Here is a 19,076-nt window from a genome sequence, read left to right on the forward strand (position 1 = left end):
TACCGGAGCCCGCAGGCTCCGGTAAAGGATCAAAACTCGTAACGCGCGCCGAAGTTATAACGGCGGCCTTCGAGCATCGACGACTGGTTGTAAGTAGTGGTGTAAATCGGATTGGCATCGAACAGGTTATACACGCCGCCCATCAGGGTGATGTTCTTGTTCAGATGATAACGCGCACCCACGTCTACCAGCGCGTAGGCATCGGTTTCGCTGGATTTGCCGATGTCCGGGGAGGTGCTGCGCCAACTGGCTTTAGTCCACAGTTCCAGATCATTAATTGCGTTCCAGGTCAGAGAGACGTTCGCCATGCTGGTCGGGAAGTCGGTCAGCGCATCGCCCTTATACGGACCGCTTAGCTGTTCGCTGTGGGTATAGGTGTAGTTGGCATTAGCTTTCAGGGAAGGCGTCACCTGCCAGTCACCGTTCAGCTCCAGACCGTAGATTTCCGCATCGCTGACGTTGTAGTACTGGAAAACGGAGTCAGCAACATAACCGTTGTACGTGCACTTCTGGGTATCGGTGGCAGTACAGATGGTGTGATCGCTGATTTTGTCCTTAAATTTGGTGTAGAAGACTGTGGCATCCAGCGCCAGCGCATCCTGCTGCCAGTACACGCCCAGCTCGGTGTTAACGCTTTGCTCCGGTTTCAGGTCGTCATTACCGATCCCGATTTCGGAATACGGATACGCGCCATACACGCTGGTAAAGCCTTCGTTATTCTCGCGTAAGTCCGGTTTTTTATAACCGGCAGAGACGCCGCCTTTCAGTGCCCAGCTTTCATCGATTGTCCAGTTGCCGTACAGCTTCGGCGTGACGTGGTAACCAAAGTAGCTGTCGTGATCAAGACGCGCGGAGGTGGTCAGGGTGAAGTCCGGCACAATCATCCACGCATCTTCAGCAAATACTGCCCAGCCATTACGCGAGATTTCGCTGACCGGCGTCACGCCCGGCGCTTGTTTGTCCTTGATGCCGAATTCATCATCCAGTTCGTTGCGCGTAACGTTCACGCCCAGCGTCAGCTTATGATCGCCCAGGGTGAAGGTGTTGGCGCTGTTGGCTTCATAGTTCTTCTGGGTAATAAACTGCGAGTCCATTCCCGGTACGCGATATTCCGTTTTGGCTTTTTCGTAGCTGATGAAGTTCTTCACTTCCAGCACATCGCCATACCAGGCGTGCTGCGACAGGGACGCCGCATCACGATCGAAGCCCCAGTACCACTGCTTATCGTTGTGTGTTTTCTCCTGATTGCCCTTCGAGGCATTCAGATCCCAGAGCTGGGTATCGGTCGGCGACATCGAGATGGTCGCATCCAGATTGCCGGACTGATGCTTCACAAAACGTTCGTCTTTCTCGCTGTCGTCGTCACGGCGATCCAGATAGTCGGCGGCCACGCTCACCCCGAGTTTGCCCGGGATAATCGGGCCCATCAGGAAGGCATTGGTCTGGTTGGTGTTACCGAACTCGCTCTTTTCCTGCAGGAAGTAGTTATCTTCCAGCACCCCGGTCCAGTTCTCCAGGTTATACGCTTTTTTGGTGATGACGTTGACCACGCCCCCGATGGAGTCCGAACCGTACAGCGAGGACATCGGCCCGCGGATCACTTCGACGCGCTCAATCGCGGCCATAGGCGGCATAAAGGCCGCTTCGGTGCCGATATGGTGTCCGTATGGACGCGATTCGCGGGTCGCCTGCTTGATGCCGTTGACCATGTACGAGGTATAAGACGAGTCCATACCGCGCATCTGCACATCACCGGATGCCAGGCTGCCGTGGCCGTTGCCGACCAGTACGCCGGGGATTTCGCGCAGCGCTTCCGTCACGTTCTGATTGGAGCGGGTGTTAAGCTCTTTTTCGCTAACCACGGAGATGGTCGCGGGCGCTTCGCGGCGCTCCTGGCTAAAACCAGTGGCGGTCACCACCAGTTCGTCTTCGTTGATCGGTGCGGTGTCGGCGGCTAAAACGGCCGCAGGGAGGTTGGCCAGGGCGAGCGAAATCGCCACGGCCATGCGTGTCTGAATAATCACAAAAAAATCCCTTAAAATTTGGTTAAGTCAATCTTGAGAACGTAGTCAGCCTTGTTGTCTTTTTCGTCCTGCTTGACGCTGGCATAAAGCGTGCGGGCATCAGCAGAGAGCGCCAGGCTGTTTGGCATTGCAGCGGTTTTTAGGGTGTGCTTCAGCGTGTTGCTGTTCGCGTCGATCACGCTAATCTGACGATCGTTACGATGGGTGACATACACCTCTTCACGCGCGGCGTTATACAGCACGGCTACCGAGTTTGGACTCGGGATACGTTTAAGAAGTTTGCCGGTGTTCAGCTGTACCACCAGCACATCGCGGGTGTTGGTATCAGCGATATAGCCCACGCCTTTGGCGGTGTTCAGGGCAATGTTCAGGAAATAGTGCTCCGGCTCGGCAGGGTCGACCTTCACGCGGGCCAGCAGCGCTGCGTTTTTGCCATCGAGGGTGAGCAGCTCGCCGTGACCGTTAACGACATAGACTTTATCGCCAGCCGTATCGACGGCAAAACCAACCGGCTCGAGCTTTTCAATGGTTTCAGCAAGCTGTTGCTTCTGAGTATCAACCACCCACAGCAGGCCTTTATCTTTGCTACCGATCCCGGACACGTACAGACGCTGATGCTTCTTATCCAGCACCACTTCGCGGACGTGCGCTTTTTTGTTCGGATCTGAATCGTCACTCAGCTGAATGGTTTTGATTTCTTTATTGGTACGGGTATCGAGCAGGGTAACGGAGCCTTCCAGCGCATTGCCCAGATACAGAATATGGTTGGCTTCATCCAGCGCGACAGCAAAGGTGCGCCGCTGCGTGTCGATTTTCTGGTTAATCTTCAGCGAGTCTGCTGCCAGTAAAAAGACTAATCCGGCCGTTTTGTCTTTATCAAAAGAGGGCGCAGAGGCGGCATACAATGATTTTTGGCCGTTATCGTAGGCCAGCTCGTAGACGTTATGTCCCAGTGGCTGAGTCTGGAAATCCTTTTCAGTAAAGTCTTTTGCCAGCGCGGAACCTGCGTGGAAGGTCAGGGAAATAGCGAGCGCGCAGAGGGTTTTAATTTTAAACGTAGAAGTCATAAGTATAGTTTTCTTTACAGTTGCTTACGTAAAGAAAAATGATAATGAAAATGAATCGCATTTACAATATATTGTCACAATTCATTTCCTACCTGTTTTTGCCTTGCGGTCAGATGGACTTAGGTGGTATTGCGGGGGAGAAAAAATGACATAAAAAGGAGCAGGGAATGAACTCACATCCGATACGACAGATCATCGAGGCGTGCGACCGGGCGATCTCGGCCAGAGATTTCGACGCCTTAATGGCGTATTACGCCGACGATGCCGCTCTGGTCGTCAAGCCGGGGATGATTGCGACCGGCAAAGAGCAGATCCGCAAAGCCTTTATCGCCATCTCTGACTACTTTCAGGATCGGCTGGAAGTGGAACAGGGAGAGATGCAGGTGATTGAAGGGGGCGGTAATGCGCTGGTGATTATGGAGACGGTGCTTCGCTTCCCGGATGGGCAAGGGGGAACCGTGGAGACCACGCGTCGGGCAACCTATGTTTTCCGCCTGCAGGGTGACGATCGCTGGCTGTGTACGGTCGATAATTCCTATGGAACGTCGCTGCTGGACTGAGCGATTTGCAGGCCAGAGGGGGAGCCTCCGGCCTGCCGACATTACTCGGTTACCGCATCCTGACGTGCCGTGCTGGGTTTACCGCTTAAATAGATAAAGCCCAGCGCAATCCCCAGACAGACGACCGCGCCCAGCCGGCTCATCGAGAAGGGGATGGCTGGATTGCCGAGCCAGCCATAGTTATCGATCAGCATACTCATGGTCAGTTGGCCGAAGATCACCGCTACCGTGGCGACCGCCGTGCCAATGCGCTGCACGGCCAGCACCATAATGACGATATACGGCACGCCAAACATCGCCCCCAGCAGCTGCCATTTAGGGACATCCATCAGGCCGACCGGGTGTGGCGTTTCAAAGAAGAAAATCAACAGGGCTGTAACCAGCGCCCCGACGGAAAACGTCAGAAACGCACTCTTAAACACGCCCACTTTACTGCCCAAGTGTCCGTTGATGGCGGCCTGAATACTTAGCGTCGCGCCGCCGATCACCGCCAGCATAATCATAATACTTGTCAACATGTTACCTTACCCCTGTGCAACCAGAACCAGCGCCGCAATGATGAAGAGCAGGGCGATGATGCGTTTATGGTCAATTTTCCGCTGCGGCGTTCCGAGCAGGCCAAAGTGATCGATGATCAGGCTTTTACTCACCTGGCCCGCCAGGATACCGATCATCGTCATGGCGATGCCGATGGTGGGCGTGGCGACAGTCAGAATAATGACGTACACCGGGCCGAGCACGCCGCCCAGCAGTTGCCAGGAGGGCTGGGCGAAAAAGGACGGGCTGTTGCGGGGGCTGAAAAACAGCATTAGCAGAAAGGTCAGCGCGGCACCGACGCCAAACACGCTGAACGTCGCCCAGAGATCGCCGACTTGTCCGCCCAATGGCCCCAGCAGGCCAGCCTCTACGGACAGCCCCATCCCGCCCGCGACAACCAATAAAATCAATACAAAATGCATAGCACACCGTTTCTCGTTATTCAGGCGCAGAAGCGTACGCCTGTTCAGCGATGAGAAAAATGCCATAATGCGCTAAACACCTGTGCAGGATTTGCATCAATGTACAACGCCGGCAATATCAGCATTCGCGCGCTGCGCATCTTTATCAGCGTCTATGAAACGCAGAATTTCTCTGTAGTGGCGCGCCGGGAAGGGATTTCAGCGTCGCAGGTCTCTCGCGTCATTCATCAACTGGAAGACGCGCTCGGGCAACAGCTGTTCTACCGCAATACCCGGGCCATCATTCCAACGGAAAGCGGAGATCTTTTTATTCGCCATGCCCGGGCGATGGCCGGTCATCTGGAGGATGCCCGTCGGGAGCTGGATGAGCGATCGCAGGAACCCTCTGGCCTGATCCGCATTAATGCCCCGGTTTTTTTCGGCCAGCGGCACGTCGCGCCTGGTCTGCCGGGGCTATCTGAACGTTACCCCCGGCTTAACATTGAGCTGACGCTGACCGATGACTACATCGACCCCCACCGGGATGCCGCCGACGTAATTTTTCGTATTGGTGCGCTGACCGATTCGTCCTTCCACGCGCGGGTTTTGGGTCAGCAGTTTTACCATCTTGCCGCTTCGCCGGCGTATCTGCGAAAACAGGGGACACTGGATAGCCCGGACGATCTCAGTCGCCACAAGTGCCTGGTTTATCGCGGATCGTCCGGGCCGAATCGCTGGTTAGTGCGCCCTCCGGGCGGGGAATGGGTGCACTATCCCGTCTCGCCGCTGATGACCTCTAACAATGCAGAAACGCTGCTGATTGCCGCCCTTGGCGGGATGGGGATTGTGCTGTTCCCGGACTGGCTGATTAGCGACAGGCTCCAGCGCGGCGAGCTGGTGGCGCTGCTGCCGGAACGGGAGACGGGCATCAGGACGGAGCCACAAAATATTGCGGCGATCTATCCTCATGCGCGGCACCCGCCGCTGAACGTCAGGGCGCTGATTGATTATTACGTCGAGGCGTTTGGCTCGCCGCTTTACTGGCAGTCAGCCTGATCAGGCAGGGATATTCAGGGAACGAAACACCAACATCACCAGGCCGATAATCGCGATCGCCATCAGGATGCTGGCGCAGCGCATCACCGCCTGAATCGGTTCGGTAAGCCATAAGGTGTCCTGAATAAAAACAATGATCCACGCCACGGCAAACTGACGGCCAAAATAACTGAACGACGGTTTTCCCTGTTGCAGGTGGCACCCCAGCCATACGCCAGCAGTCAGCGTGGTGATGTACAAAACAGGGGAATGGTGCAGCAACGGCAACAGCAGCAAACTCAGCAGCGTCGCGGCCAGGCAACCGGCAAAACGCTGCTGCATACGCTGATTGATCTGCACCTGGACCGGCTGCGCAGAGGGCGGCAGCACAAAGAGTGCCAGCACTGACACCATCGCCTGCCAGAAACCGGTCATCTGGAAAGCAAGCAGGAGCGGTGTCACCAGCAGCAGAGCGATAGCGGCCTGCAATGGCAACAGCAATCGTGATGGCGGTTTAGGATGGCTTTCCGAATGTTGCTTAGGCGGGGATCGACGGTTCAGGGGATAAAACAGGATCGTGACCAACACACAGATCGCGCAACCCAGCGCGACTTCTTCGATGCGGTTAAACGTGAAGATGAAAAGCGTGCGAAAGTCAGTGGTCTTCTGGGCTTCGGCCATCACCATCATCGCCGTTACCCCGCCCAGCACCCACGAGTAGGACCATGTCGACACCTCCGCACGCCAGACGGCGATCCCGCCGATGACGGCGCAAAACACCACCAGGAAAGCCGGGTTGTGACTAAGGTACGGCGCCACCAGCAGGCCCAGGCCGCCGCCGGCCAGGGTGCCGGTTACCCGGTGGATAGCCCGCAGAGTCGATGCCTTAATGGACGTATTCATGACCGCAAAGCTGCTTAGCGCCGCCCAGCCGGGGTAATCGAGTCCCAGCGCATTTGAACACAGCACCGACAGCAGCAGGGCAACGATCACCTGAATCGCGAACATGTCCTGGCGCAACATCGCTCGTGCGCGACAAAGCCATTTTTTGAGGCGGGAACTGAATGTGTTCACCAGTAGGCACCTTTTTTATGGGTGCTTTAATTCTATCTCAGGTTGCTGTCTCTGCCTGGGGACTGCTTAGTAAAGATAGCGTTCACTCAATATTTCCCCTGCCATGCAGTGGACTCACAATATTGATGCCCCTGGCGAGTTTTTCCTTATTTCCCCGGTGATCCTCCAGAAGGATGGCAATAAACAAACTGTCCAGCAGATTCAATTGAACAATTCTGGCCACCGCATTTTGGCCGAGGAGGGGGCCGCTCATCGCAGGGCTGAAGATAGACAGATCGGAAGACTGCGAAAGCGGAGAGCCGTTATCGTTGGTAATGCAGATAATTTTTGCCTTGTGCGCCCGGGCAGTCGTTACCGCATTTAGCGTTTCCCGGGTGACGCCGGTTTGCGAAATCGCAATGACGACATCATTTTCCCCAAGCTGGCTAGCGGCCATTAACATCAAATGAACATCGCTGTAGGCATGGCTAATGATGCCCAGTCGCAAAAGTTTATGTTCAAAATCCAGTCCGACCGAGGCCGATCCCCCGACACCATAGATGATGACTCTGTTGGCGTTGAAAATCAGATGAGCCGCCCGGCCTATAGTCACGGGATCCGCCACGGAACGCGCTTCTTTCAGGGCTTGAATACTGTTTGAAAATACCTTATCCAGCACTGCATCCAGGCTGTCATGCTCCGTGACTTCTTCTTCTTTCTCGTAGGGCAAGGAATTGAAATAACTGATGAGAGAACTTCGCAGTTCTCTAAAACCCGAAAACCCTATCTTTTTGGCCACTTTGACCAGCAGAGGCTCTGAAACGTTAAGCGTCGTGGCGACTTCACGCAGACTGGTTGTCTGGCAAATGTTTCCTTTGATGATGAGCCATTCTACGATTTTACGCTCAGTGGGATTTAACTGGGACAGCGACATTTTAATCCGTGCGCCTATAGCCAGTGGGCTCTCCATTTCCTTTTCTGCATCTTGGTTATCAGTCATTCTCAGCGCCGTCTCTGTGGTGAAAAGAGTAAGAGATAAGAGTATCACAAGATTTTATCAGGGCTGAATGCTCACCTTGGATTTTTTCACGGAACCATCATAATTCGTGAATTTTTGTGGGCGCGCGTATGCCCATCACCTCCTTACCCTCCCGTAGATGCCACCATAACTGATGATTTTGCGTATCAATAAAGTCGTCTACTTCACGTTTTATAAAATTAGCGTAAATTTTTAACGAGGAGTCATTGACTGGCACTAACTTCACAATAATAATAATTTTCGTGAAGTTGGCTCGTAATGAAGATACGGAAAACTTCAATTCAGTGTTCATATTTCATTTCTTGTTATCCCTGATATGGTCGAAAAACATTATGAAAACAGAGATATTTGGAATACTTCAGAGAACGGGGCGCTCATTCATGCTGCCGATAGCGCTCCTGCCTGTAGCGGGTTTGCTGTTAGGGATCGGCGCATCCTTTACCAATCAGACCACTATTGAAGCCTATGGGCTTCAGTCGTTGCTGGGTGAAGGAACGCTACTTCATACTTTGCTCACCGTAATGAAAAGTGCCGGGAGTGTGGTTTTTGCCAATTTACCGGTCCTCTTCGCGATTGGTGTTGCACTGGGCATGGCTAAAAAAGAAAAAGAAGTGGCGGCGATTTCAGGCGCTATCGGATTTTTAATTATGCATGCCACCATCAACGCAATGCTTGAAATCAACGGTTTGCTTGCACCGGGTGCCCTGCCAGAAGGGGCCTTAGGGATGACGCTGGGTGTCAACTCTCTGCAAATGGGGGTATTTGGTGGCGTTATCACCGGACTCGGCGTAGCAGCGCTGCATAACCGTTACTACCGAATTGAACTGCCTGCGACGTTTGCATTTTTTGGTGGTACACGATTTATTCCCATCATCTCTGCACTTGCCTTTGTGGTGGTTGGCATCCTGATGTTCTTTATCTGGCCGGTGGTGCAAAACGCGATTCTGCATTTGGGCGATCTGGTCAACAATGCGGGATATGCAGGGACATTTATCTATGGACTGACTGAGCGAGCGTTGATCCCCTTTGGTCTGCATCACGTCTTTGCGATGCCATTCCTGCAGACCGGGCTAGGTGGGACACATCTGATCGACGGCGTGGCCGTATCAGGTGCGACCAACATTTTCTTTGCCGAACTGGCCAGCCCCCACACACAGCTGTTCTCTGTTGATGCAACACGGTTTATGGCGGGTAAATTCCCTTTCTACCTGTTTGGTATTCCTGCTGCGGCGCTGGCTATCTACCACACCGCCCGACCTGAAAAACGCAAACTGGTTTTCGGTCTGCTGCTGTCCGCTACGCTAACGGCCGTGCTGACCGGGATCACCGAACCGATTGAATTCTCATTCCTGTTTGCTGCACCGTTACTGTATGTCATCCATTGTGTGCTGGCGGGTCTGTCCTTCATGCTGTGCCATATTTTTAGTGTCGGCGTGGGGCAGGCATTTTCAGGCAGTCTGATTGACTTTGTACTTTTTGGCATCATGCAGGGGAATGCAAAAACACACTGGGTAAATGCCATTCTGATCGGGATCCCACTGTTCCCCATTTATTACTTCAGTTTCCGTTTCTGTATTACTCATTTTAATTTTAAAACGCCGGGGCGTGAAGACGACGAGCAGGAAACTAAGTTGTACACCCGCAAAGATCTCGATGCGCGTAAACAAACTCGTATTGAAAACAGCAATACATCCCAGAGTGACGAGGTTTCAGCTCTCATTATTTCTGGTTTGGGCGGCGCGGATAATATTGCCGACCTGGATTGTTGCGCCACACGTTTACGCATCACTGTGCTGGACGAAAGTCAGGTTGATGATGTCCAACTGAAAGCCTCTGGTGCCAAAGGCGTAATACGAAAAGGAAAGGGCATTCAGGTAATTTACGGACCTCACGTCACGTTGATTAAATCAGGTCTGGAAGAGTGCCTGGACACTACCGCATAAATACCAGGTGCACAGCACCTGATGATTATCCTCATGATATCCCTAAAGTTTAGGAAGAAATTTATGAAAATTGCTATTGGCTGTGATCACGTTGGCATTATTTTAAAACCTGTAATTACTGAACATCTTATGCAGCGCGGGATTACAGTTATTGATAAAGGTGCGCACTCTGACACCCGTACCGATTATCCCATCTATGGTAAAGCCGTTGCAGAAGCCGTTGTTTCAGGGGAGGCCGATTTAGGGATTTTAATTTGTGGTTCAGGGATCGGGATCTCAATCACTGCCAATAAAGTTAACGGAATTCGTGCCGTGGTCTGTAGTGAGCCTTATTCAGCAAAATTATCACGATCTCACAATAATACCAACGTGCTCGCCTTCGGCTCACGGGTGATCGGTTCTGAGCTTGCAAAAATGATTGTCGATGCCTGGCTTGACTCTGCATTTGAAGGCGAACGCCATCAAACTCGCGTGGAAATGATCGCTGACGTTGAAAAGGAACAATGATGAAAACTCAATTTTGTCCTTCATTAATGTGTGTTGATTTTTCACGCCTCGGCGAAGAACTGGAAAATCTTGAATCAGCGGGTGCAGCCCTGTTCCATATCGATGTTATGGATGGCCATTTTGTGCCCAACTTTGCGCTAGGCCCGGAAGACATTAAAGCCGTATCTAAACTGGCAACGGTGCCCTACGACGTACATTTGATGGTGACGAATCCTGATCCTTATATTGATCGCTTCGCGGAGCTGGGCTGTAGCATTATCTATGTTCATGCCGAATCACCGATTCATTTGCATCGTACCTTGAGTAATATTCGCAGCAAAGGCATTAAAGCCGGTGTAGCGATTAATCCTGGAACCTCTTTGAGCATACTTGAAGAGGTGCTGGATGTTGTGGATGTGGTGATGGTTATGTCGGTCAACCCGGGCTTTGCCGGCCAGCCTTTTATTGCGGCATCGGTGGGTAAAATTCGGCGCCTGAAAGCGATGCTACAACAGCATCATAGTCATGCTCAGATTGCTGTCGATGGGGCAATCTCACCTGATGTCGTAAGAACGCTGGGAACGGATGTCGACATGTATATTTTAGGAACAGCGGGCTTATTCCGTAAAGATATGTCCTACTCTCAGGCGATGTCCGTTCTGCGCGAACAGATTGCGTTATCAGCAGCCTCAGCTGAACAACCTCTCTGAACTGAAACGCCTTAAGGAGAAAAAATGAGCTTATCAGAAAAATTTTTATGGGGCGGCTCGTTATCAGCGGCTCAATGCGAAGGTGCCTGGGATGAAGACGGTAAAAGCCCGGTACAGGTAGATTTTGGCGATCCAGGGTCAACGGAAGATCGACGTTATATCCATTATCTCAATAAAGAGGGTTCACGGGGGAAGATGAGGCAGTTTGATCATCTACCCGAAGGTGCTCAGTATCATCTGTTTGATGATATTAGATATACCAACCATGTTGGCATCGACTTTTATCATAGATACAAAGAAGACATCGCACTACTGGCAGAGATGGGATTCACCACCTTTAACACAACGGTTTCCTGGGCCAGGATTTTCCCAAAAGGTGTTGAAGGTGGGGTAAATCAAGCGGGTGTAGAGTTCTATCGTAATGTGTTTAAAGAATGTCGGAAGTATGGGATGGATCCCGTTATTACGTTGTATAAATATGACGAGCCTACTTATTTAGAAGAAACCTACAAAGACTGGACAAACAGGGAGATGATTAACCAGTTTGTCGAATTTGCAAGGGTGTGTTTTACGGAATACAAGGGTTTAGTGAATAAATGGCTGACCTTCAATGAAATCAATATTCTTCTGCACTTTGATGTGAAAGAAGGAAAGCAAGTCGCCTATACAGAATTACATAATCAAATGGTGGCGTCGGCAAGAGCGACGATTGTTGCCCATGAAATAGATCTCAATATCAAAGTGGGATGCATGGTTGCAGGATATTGTTCATATCCCTATACCTGCGATCCAGAAGATGTCATTGAGAATTATAAAATATTCCAAAATCTGTTTGGCTATTGTGCAGATACAATGGTAAGAGGATATTATCCTTCCTACGCCGCGCGTATCTGGAAAGATAATGGAGTGAGTTTGGTTATCAGCGAGCAAGATAAAAAAGATTTAGCAGAAGGACGCTCTGATTTCCTGGCTTACTCCTATTATATGTCTAATGTGTTTACCACACATCAAGATGAGGGCGAAGCATTGGGCGGGGCAGGTGTACAACATTCCATTGTAAACCCCTATTTAAAAGCAAGCGACTGGGGCTGGCAGATTGATTCAACGGGTTATGAATATTTCTTGCATTTTATTTATGACCGTTACCAAATTCCACTTTTTGACGTAGAAAATGGATTGGGCGCTCACGATACAATTGATGCAGATGGATTAATTCATGATACGTACCGCATTGATTACCACCGAAGTCATATTAAGAGTTTAATGAAAGCGAGAGCAGAAGGCGTAGATATCTTTGGCTATACCTCCTGGGCGCCGATCGATCTGGTTTCATTTACAACGGGTCAAATGGATAAGCGCTATGGCTTCATTTATGTTGATATGAACGATAACGGTGAGGGCGATCTTCATAGAGTGAAGAAAGATTCGTTCTATTGGTATAAGAAATGTATTGAATCAGATGGTAAAGATTTAGACTAATTGGCTGGATATCATTAATTATCCAGTCTGATGTTGATTATGCGAAATGAAAAACCTTCGGCATTTCCGGAGGTTTTTTTATACGCACCATGAATGGAAAAGAGATATCACCGTCTGGTTTCAACTTAATCTACATTCCCCCGGATCCCCTCCAGCAGGCTGTTTTTCGCAAATGCAACGCGGGGTTGGCGCAGCGAGGCAGGCATCCAGATCAGGTTATAGCTGATAAGGGTATCGCCCACCGGCGAGGGGATTTCCACCAGCTCATTCCGCTTGAGTTCCTCGTGGTACAAGTATTCCGGCAGTACGGTCCAGCCAAAGCCTTTTGTCAGCAGGGTTCTCAGCGCGCGCAGATCCTGGCCGACCGCGGCGGGAAGGGCGTCGGGAGCCGGAATATGGTTGGTCGCCATCCAGTTATCGATCAGCGACAGTTCAAGGTTGTACGCCAGCAGCGGTTCCGCGCGCAGTGCTTCGGTCAGCGAGTCGGCCTGCAGCAGGCGGCGGGCAACGCTGGGGCTGGCGACCGCCCGCACGGTGTTGGTGTAGATCACCTCGCTCTTCAGCCGCTCGTCGGTCACCGGATGCGCCGAAATCCCCAGCTCGCAGCGACCTTCCAGTAGCATCTGGGTGACCAGCGGGCCATCCCCGGTGTGCATTCGCACCCGGATATCCGCTTCCAGCAGCGGTACTAGCCCGTCGGGCAGTTTTTCGGCCATAAAATCGGCGTGACCGATGATCTGCAGCGTCCCGGCGATCCCGGACGAGCGCGCCCGGGCGGTGGCGAGGGCGGCTTCTGCGGCATCGAGCTTATTACCAATATCGGCGGCCAGCTCATCGGCGGCAGACGTCGGCACGACGCCCTGTGTCTGCCGTTCAAACAGCATTCTGCCTACCGCCGATTCCAGCCCGGCAATGTGCTGCGAGACGGCAGGCTGCGTCAGATTCAGCGTTCTGGCGGCGGCGCTAATCGAGCGATGGCGGTAAACCTCAACGAATGTCCTCAAGCGAATCAGCGACATAACTTCCCCATAAAAATATTTATACCCCTGACAAAATAGCGTTGTTAGCGCCGGAACGCCAGATCCGGCAAGCTTAACCCATCGCAACGAACCACGGATTACTGATTATGTTAAACACCCCCCACGCATCACTCCAGGCGCAGCTCACCACGATGAAAACCGCGCATCTGCAGGCGGGTCCCGCCAGTGCTGAACTGCGCAAAGACCGCCTGCTGCGTGCCGCAACGCTGATAACGGAGAATCATAAGGCCATCAATGACGCGCTCAATCGCGACTTTGGTCACCGCAGCGAGTATCAGTCAATGATTGTCGATATGGCGACGACCGTGACGATGCTGCGCCATTCCGCAGAGCAGGTTAGCGAGTGGATGAAACCTGAACGCGTCGACGCGCCTTTTGCCGGAATGCAGGCGTGGATTGAGCAGCAGCCGCTGGGCGTGGTGGGGATCATCAGCCCGTGGAACTTCCCCATTAACCTGGCGTTCGGGCCGCTGGCGGGGGTGTTTGCCGCAGGCAATACCGCGATGCTCAAGCCGTCCGAGCTGACGCCGTTCACCTCGGCGCTGCTGGCGGATCTTGTCCCGCAGTACTTTGCGGAAAATGAACTGCAGGTTGTGCTGGGTGATGCCGAGGTAGGCCTGGCATTCAGCGGTTTGCCATTCGATCACCTGATCTTCACCGGCAGCACCACCGTCGGTAAGCATGTGATGCGCGCCGCAGCGGAGAATCTGGTGCCGGTCACCCTCGAACTGGGCGGCAAATCCCCGGTGTTTATCGACACCGACGCGGATATGGCGCAAGCAATGGCGAAGACGCTGACGATCAAAACCTTCAACGCCGGGCAGATCTGCCTTTCGCCTGACTATCTGCTGGTGCCGCAGCAGAGCGTGGAGACGCTGGTTGAAGCCGCGCGGGACTTTATGCAGCGCAGCTTCCCGACCGTTCAGGCGAACCCGGACTACACCGCGATTATCAGTCCGCGTCATTTTGCGCGTCTGGTAGCGCTTCTGGACGATGCGCGCAGTAAAGGGGCCACCGTCATCAGCCTCGCGCCAGAAGGGGAAGCCGACTTCGATGCCGCGACCCGCAAGATCGCTCCGCATCTGGTGCTCGAGGTTAACGACAGCATGCTCATCATGCAGGAAGAGATTTTCGGCCCGCTGCTGCCGGTCGTCACCTTCAGCCAAAGTGAAGAGGCGCTGGCCTGGATTAATGCCCATCCACGCCCGCTGGCGGCGTACTACTTCGGGAACAATGCGGCAAGTCAGGCTACCTTTATTACCAACACTACCTCCGGCGCGGTGGTGATTAACGATGTCATGACCCACGCCGCGATCGACGGCCTGCCGTTTGGTGGCGTCGGGGCATCCGGAATGGGGGCGTATCACGGGATCCACGGTTTCAGACGCTTTAGCCACCAGAAACCGGTCGTGGTACAGAACGTGGACGGCGAGTCCAACCTGCGCCTGCGTGCGCCGTATCAGGACAAAACCGCCAGCATCGTCGCCTTTTTGCAAGGCTGATTCAGACAGACAACATCCGACACGATTAACGGGAGTTAACAATGAAAGTATTAATGGTTCTGACGTCTCACAGTGAACTGGGCAACACCGGCAAGAAAACCGGCTTCTGGCTGGAAGAGTTTGCGGCCCCTTACTATGTCTTCAAGGACGCGGGTGCCGAGGTGGTGCTGGCCTCTCCGGCAGGCGGCCAGCCGCCGCTGGATCCGAAAAGCGATCTTCCTGATTTCCAGACCGAACTGACCCATCGCTTCAAGGCCGACCCGGTGGCGCAGCGCGAACTGGCGAATACCGTCAAGCTCGACACCGTTCGTCAGGACGATTTTGACACCGTCTTTTACCCAGGGGGCCACGGTCCGCTGTGGGATCTGGCCGAATCACAGGACTCCATCGCCCTGATTGAAGCCTTTGATCGTGCCGGTAAAAACATTGGCTTCGTCTGCCATGCACCGGGCGTGCTGCGTCATGTAAAATCCGCCTCCGGCGAACCGCGGGTTAAAGGCCGTCAGGTGACCGGGTTTACCAATGGCGAAGAGGCCGATGTGGAACTGACTGACGTGGTGCCATTCCTGATTGAAGATGAGTTTATTGCCCAGGGTGCCGATTACCAGAAAGGCCCGAACTGGGCACCGTTTATCGTCGAAGACGGTAATCTGATTACCGGCCAGAACCCGGCCAGTTCCGAAGGGGTGGCAAAAGCGCTGGTTGCCCGTCTTCGCTGATCGCATAGAGTGATAAATAACAATGTACGGCAGGCTGTTAGGCTTTTGCGTTCGACCCTGGAGAGTATATGAACACCATTATTGATTTGTTTAACGAGCACAAAAGCGAGCGCAGCTTTACCGATAAGGCCATTGATGACGCCACGCTGGAACGGATTATCAGCACCGCATACCGGGCACCAACATCGGTAAACTCTCAACAGGTTTCTGTTGTGGTGACGCGTGATGCGCAGATGCGGGCGAAGATCTCGCAGATTGCCGGCGGCCAGCCGTGGATTGCCAAAGCTCCGGTGTTTATCACCTTCGTGCTGGATATGCATAAAACCCAGGTCGGAATGACGCTTGCCGGCAACGAGCAGCAGGCGCATAAGAGCATTGAAAGTCTTGTCGCGGGCGCGACCGACGTGGGGATTGCGTTGGGCTCGGTAATGGCCGCCGCGCGATCCGAAGGGCTGGGCATTGTGCCGATTGGCGGGATCCGTCTGCACCCCGAGGCGCTGATTGATCTGCTCGAGCTGCCAGAACACACCTTCCCGGTTGCCGGGGTGGTGATCGGCCATGTTGATGTTCCGTCGCACGCGAAACCACGTCTGCCGCTGGATACCTTCCGTCACGATGAGACGTATAAAACCGCCGGGCTGGAGCAGAAGATTGCGCATTATAACCAGCAAATGACCGACCACTGGCAGGCTACGGGTCGCAGCGACGGCGAAACCTGGAGTGCCAGCGTTAGTGGTTACTATCAGCACATTTACTTCCCGGACGTGTTACCGGCGATCGTCAAACAAGGTTTTGGCATCGATAAATAAAGCAGTAAGTGCGGCGACGGTGTCGTCGCCGCACGCCTTATTTGGTTGCCGTAGCCTCAATTTCCCGCCCGGGCGCAGTACTCCCCCTCCAGACCTGATCGTATTCATAACCCGTCAACTGCTTAATGACGATGCGGGTGCGATCGTCGCAGTCGCGATAGTCGCCACCGAGCTTGCGGCGGGCGATCTCTTTCAGCAGCAGTTTGTGGGTTTCCCGCGTCAGGTTGAATTTGTAGGTGGCAAAGAAACTCACCGCCAGCAGGGCCGCTGTGGCGAAGATCATCAGCCCGAGAATGGCATGCAGGGCTTGTTCAGGTTGCAGACTGCTGCCTTTGACAAAGCCAGCCTTTTCCAGCACCAGCCCGATGATCATGATGGCAATGGCAACCGTGCTTTTACGCGTCAACACCATCACACCGGCAAAAATGCCCTCGCGGCGCTGCTGCGTCACCATCTCGTCGATATCGGGAATAAAGCTGTAGATATTCCACGGAATGTAATACAGACCCGAACGCGCGGCCCCGAGCAGGATAAACACCGCAGAGAACAGCAGCGCGGGCACCTGAGTTTGCGTAATGTAGACAGTAAACAAAAACGCCAGCACGCAGAATATACAGCCATAGGAGAGGCGAAGTGCGGCAGAAGGGGTAATATTCCAGCGGTTCAGTAGCAGCATAAAACCGTATGTTCCCGGTACAGAGGCAAATGCCGCAATGCTTAACCAACCGGAAACCAGTGTCGTACTGCCGCTCAGACAATAAACCACGTAATAGGTAAACACCGAACCAAATACATCCATCGCGGTAAACGAGAAAATATAAATGATGATGTGTAAGCGAAATGCCCTGATGCGAAACGAAGAGATAAGATCCAGGAACAGGTATTTCAGATGGTTTACTATTCCGCCGTCGCGGTGGTTATCGACTTTAAAATCCGATTCCTGATGAACATCTTTCGCCTCCCAGGTGCACCACCAGGTGATAAAGACGGCAATGCAAAAGACACAGGAAAATATCATCCCGGTCAGGGTGTAAGTGAAAGGATTATCCTTACCGGTGAATTGCATAATAATACCCGGCACCGATACTGCGAGAAAACCGCCCAGTTGAGAGCAGATCATTCGCACGCCAGAGAGGCGGCTACGCTCTTCATAGCGATTGGTCATCTCGGCGGCCAGCGTCTCCCACGGCACCAGCACCATCGCTGACAGCAGCTCAATAGACAGGTAGGTTCCAAGGTAATACCAGTATCCCATGTCCGTGAGCCACAGCAGGGCATACAGGAACATTAAGGGCGAACCGAGTAATAAGAAGAAACGGCGGCGGCCAAATTTCCTGCCGAGCCAGGTGTTGCTGAAATTATCGGTAATATAACCCATTACCGGACTGAGTATTGCATCGATTACCCGCGCGATAGCAAATATAGAACCGGCTTCCAGAATTGTCAGACCACAATAAGTGGTATAAAAGAATAATAACCAGGTGCCAATAATGGCAAAGGCACCGCCACCAAAGAGATCGGTTATTCCATAACCCAGTGCGACGCCGTAATTAACACGGCGCTCCGTTGGCTTGACCATAAAACCCCCAAATTACTTTTCCATAGTAAAATAGATTGTGTGACGTTTATTCAGACAGAAAATAAATTCAATGTGGAATAGTGAGCCATTGTCTTGTTTGTGATGAGCGGTAAATAGCCTCAACCAGCCTTAATGATCTGCTGGCTTCAACAATATCGATGGCATAGTCACCGCGTTCATCGATCGCCTGATAAAACTGGCGAATAGCCTGCTGGTGGCTCTGGCCCCAGTAGCGTTTACTGGTGCCGTCGGGTGCGGCATCGCTGGCCAGTTCGCGGTGCGCGTCGGGCGTGATGCGCCAGAGCCGGTTGTCGTTAAGCCGCAAGGTGCCGTGTTCACAGTGGATCTCCAGCAGCAGCGGGGCGTCCGTGGTGTGGCAGTTGCTGGCATAAAACAGGCCGCGCGCGCCGTTGGCAAAGTGCAGGGTGGCCATCGCGCTGTCTTCACCTTCGGTAACATCGGCCAATTCACCGCTCTCCACCACACCTTTCAGGCGCGTAACGCCGCCAGCGAACCATTGCATCAGATCGAGGGTGTGGATCGCCTGGTTGATCAGCAGGCTGCCGCCCTCGGTTGCCAGACGCCCGCGCCACGGGCTGTGCGTGTAATACGCCCCGGAACGGGACCAGGTGAGAACCGCCCTGATACTGAGCATCTTGCCCAGCCCGCCGCCAGCCAGCTCCTGGCGGATACGCAGGCTGGTGGGGTTAAGCCGGTTCTGATAGCAGACCCCCAATATGCCCGATGCCTGCTCGACGGCATGGCAAATATCCGCGATTTCACTGGCATTCAGGCCCACTGGCTTTTCGCAGAAAACGTGCTTTCCGGCAGCCAGCGCCGCGAGGATCATGTTTTTGTGCTCAAAATGGGGGGTACAGATATGAACCACGTTAATGGCCTTATCCTGCAGCATCTCCCGGTAATCCTGATAAAAGTGACACTGATACTCGTTTGCCAGAGGCTGGCCTTTGGCAATGTCGGTGTCCACAAGGGCACGCAGCGTCACATTGGGCAGCGGGCGTAGGGCGTTCACATGACAGCCGTGAATGGCCCCGGCACCGATAATCGCGGTATTGATGATTGTCATCAGCGC

Annotated in this window: 18 protein-coding genes; 9 read left to right on the top strand and 9 right to left on the bottom strand. The window is 53.2% G+C overall.

Translation table 11 applies throughout. The annotated features are described in order from the left end of the window. Positions 1 to 29: 29 nt before the first annotated feature. Complete coding sequence (locus M8013_RS22665; RefSeq protein WP_271269996.1) at positions 30 to 2,024, bottom strand: TonB-dependent receptor domain-containing protein; 1,995 nt, start codon at positions 2,022 to 2,024, stop codon at positions 30 to 32. 11 nt (positions 2,025 to 2,035) lie between these two features. Further along, positions 2,036 to 3,091, bottom strand: a complete 1,056-nt coding sequence (gene yncE / locus M8013_RS22670; protein ID WP_271269997.1) for a 7-bladed beta-propeller protein YncE — start codon at positions 3,089 to 3,091, stop codon at positions 2,036 to 2,038. Between the two features lie 167 nt (positions 3,092 to 3,258). Between yncE and M8013_RS22675 the strand changes: the two genes are divergently transcribed. Further along, on the top strand, positions 3,259 to 3,651 hold the full coding sequence (locus tag M8013_RS22675) for a YybH family protein (protein ID WP_271269998.1): 393 nt from the start codon (positions 3,259 to 3,261) through the stop codon (positions 3,649 to 3,651). 41 nt (positions 3,652 to 3,692) lie between these two features. On the opposite strand, the gene M8013_RS22680 is transcribed toward M8013_RS22675, so the two are convergent. Together M8013_RS22680 and M8013_RS22685 are read right to left on the bottom strand one after the other, a co-directional pair. Then, positions 3,693 to 4,166 carry a DMT family transporter gene (locus M8013_RS22680; protein WP_271270185.1) on the bottom strand — a complete coding sequence of 158 codons (474 nt, stop codon included), beginning with the start codon at positions 4,164 to 4,166 and terminating at the stop codon, positions 3,693 to 3,695. Positions 4,167 to 4,175: 9 nt separating this feature from the next. Further along, a complete protein-coding gene (locus M8013_RS22685; RefSeq protein WP_271269999.1) occupies positions 4,176 to 4,610 on the bottom strand; it encodes a DMT family transporter in 435 nt (144 codons plus the stop codon). Positions 4,611 to 4,709: 99 nt separating this feature from the next. Between M8013_RS22685 and M8013_RS22690 the strand changes: the two genes are divergently transcribed. Then, positions 4,710 to 5,645, top strand: coding sequence for a LysR family transcriptional regulator (locus M8013_RS22690; protein WP_271270000.1), 936 nt, complete (start codon positions 4,710 to 4,712; stop codon positions 5,643 to 5,645). On the opposite strand, the gene M8013_RS22695 is transcribed toward M8013_RS22690, so the two are convergent. Together M8013_RS22695 and M8013_RS22700 are read right to left on the bottom strand one after the other, a co-directional pair. Beyond that, positions 5,646 to 6,698 carry an FUSC family protein gene (locus M8013_RS22695; RefSeq protein ID WP_271270001.1) on the bottom strand — a complete coding sequence of 351 codons (1,053 nt, stop codon included), beginning with the start codon at positions 6,696 to 6,698 and terminating at the stop codon, positions 5,646 to 5,648. It lies immediately after the preceding gene. A gap of 82 nt (positions 6,699 to 6,780) precedes the next feature. Then, complete coding sequence (locus M8013_RS22700; protein ID WP_271270002.1) at positions 6,781 to 7,677, bottom strand: SIS domain-containing protein; 897 nt, start codon at positions 7,675 to 7,677, stop codon at positions 6,781 to 6,783. A 371-nt stretch (positions 7,678 to 8,048) separates the two neighbouring features. On the opposite strand from M8013_RS22700, the gene M8013_RS22705 reads away from it, so the two are divergent. The 4 genes from M8013_RS22705 (at position 8,049) to M8013_RS22720 (ending at position 12,334) form a co-directional block, all read left to right on the top strand. Further along, a complete protein-coding gene (locus M8013_RS22705; RefSeq protein ID WP_271270186.1) occupies positions 8,049 to 9,659 on the top strand; it encodes a PTS transporter subunit EIIC in 1,611 nt (536 codons plus the stop codon). Between the two features lie 63 nt (positions 9,660 to 9,722). After that, positions 9,723 to 10,166 (top strand): ribose 5-phosphate isomerase B, encoded by a 444-nt coding sequence (gene rpiB / locus M8013_RS22710; protein WP_271270003.1) that lies wholly within the window; start codon positions 9,723 to 9,725, stop codon positions 10,164 to 10,166. Beyond that, a complete protein-coding gene (gene rpe / locus M8013_RS22715; protein WP_271270004.1) occupies positions 10,163 to 10,855 on the top strand; it encodes a ribulose-phosphate 3-epimerase in 693 nt (230 codons plus the stop codon). The genes rpiB and rpe overlap by 4 nt, the downstream gene beginning before the upstream one ends. A 24-nt stretch (positions 10,856 to 10,879) precedes the next feature. Further along, positions 10,880 to 12,334, top strand: a complete 1,455-nt coding sequence (locus tag M8013_RS22720; RefSeq protein WP_271270005.1) for a glycoside hydrolase family 1 protein — start codon at positions 10,880 to 10,882, stop codon at positions 12,332 to 12,334. A gap of 125 nt (positions 12,335 to 12,459) precedes the next feature. Here the strand turns inward: M8013_RS22720 and M8013_RS22725 are convergent, their stop codons facing one another. Then, positions 12,460 to 13,353 carry a LysR family transcriptional regulator gene (locus M8013_RS22725; RefSeq protein ID WP_271270006.1) on the bottom strand — a complete coding sequence of 298 codons (894 nt, stop codon included), beginning with the start codon at positions 13,351 to 13,353 and terminating at the stop codon, positions 12,460 to 12,462. Positions 13,354 to 13,460: 107 nt separating this feature from the next. On the opposite strand from M8013_RS22725, the gene M8013_RS22730 reads away from it, so the two are divergent. The 3 genes from M8013_RS22730 (at position 13,461) to M8013_RS22740 (ending at position 16,404) form a co-directional block, all read left to right on the top strand. Continuing rightward, the gene (locus M8013_RS22730; protein WP_271270007.1) at positions 13,461 to 14,876 is read left to right on the top strand and encodes a coniferyl aldehyde dehydrogenase; all 1,416 of its coding nucleotides are present in this window, start codon (positions 13,461 to 13,463) and stop codon (positions 14,874 to 14,876) included. Between the two features lie 41 nt (positions 14,877 to 14,917). Beyond that, positions 14,918 to 15,595 (top strand): type 1 glutamine amidotransferase domain-containing protein, encoded by a 678-nt coding sequence (locus M8013_RS22735; RefSeq protein WP_271270008.1) that lies wholly within the window; start codon positions 14,918 to 14,920, stop codon positions 15,593 to 15,595. A 68-nt stretch (positions 15,596 to 15,663) separates the two neighbouring features. Then, positions 15,664 to 16,404, top strand: a complete 741-nt coding sequence (locus M8013_RS22740; protein WP_271270009.1) for a nitroreductase family protein — start codon at positions 15,664 to 15,666, stop codon at positions 16,402 to 16,404. A 37-nt stretch (positions 16,405 to 16,441) separates the two neighbouring features. Here the strand turns inward: M8013_RS22740 and M8013_RS22745 are convergent, their stop codons facing one another. Together M8013_RS22745 and M8013_RS22750 are read right to left on the bottom strand one after the other, a co-directional pair. Continuing rightward, entirely contained in the window at positions 16,442 to 17,983 is a 1,542-nt protein-coding gene (locus tag M8013_RS22745) for an MFS transporter (protein ID WP_271270010.1), read from the bottom strand. Between the two features lie 67 nt (positions 17,984 to 18,050). Then, the gene (locus M8013_RS22750) at positions 18,051 to 19,070 is read right to left on the bottom strand and encodes a Gfo/Idh/MocA family protein (protein ID WP_271270011.1); all 1,020 of its coding nucleotides are present in this window, start codon (positions 19,068 to 19,070) and stop codon (positions 18,051 to 18,053) included. Positions 19,071 to 19,076 lie beyond the last annotated feature (6 nt).

The organism is Silvania confinis, assembly GCF_025564085.1.
In the GTDB taxonomy this organism is placed as follows: domain Bacteria; phylum Pseudomonadota; class Gammaproteobacteria; order Enterobacterales; family Enterobacteriaceae; genus Enterobacter; species Enterobacter confinis.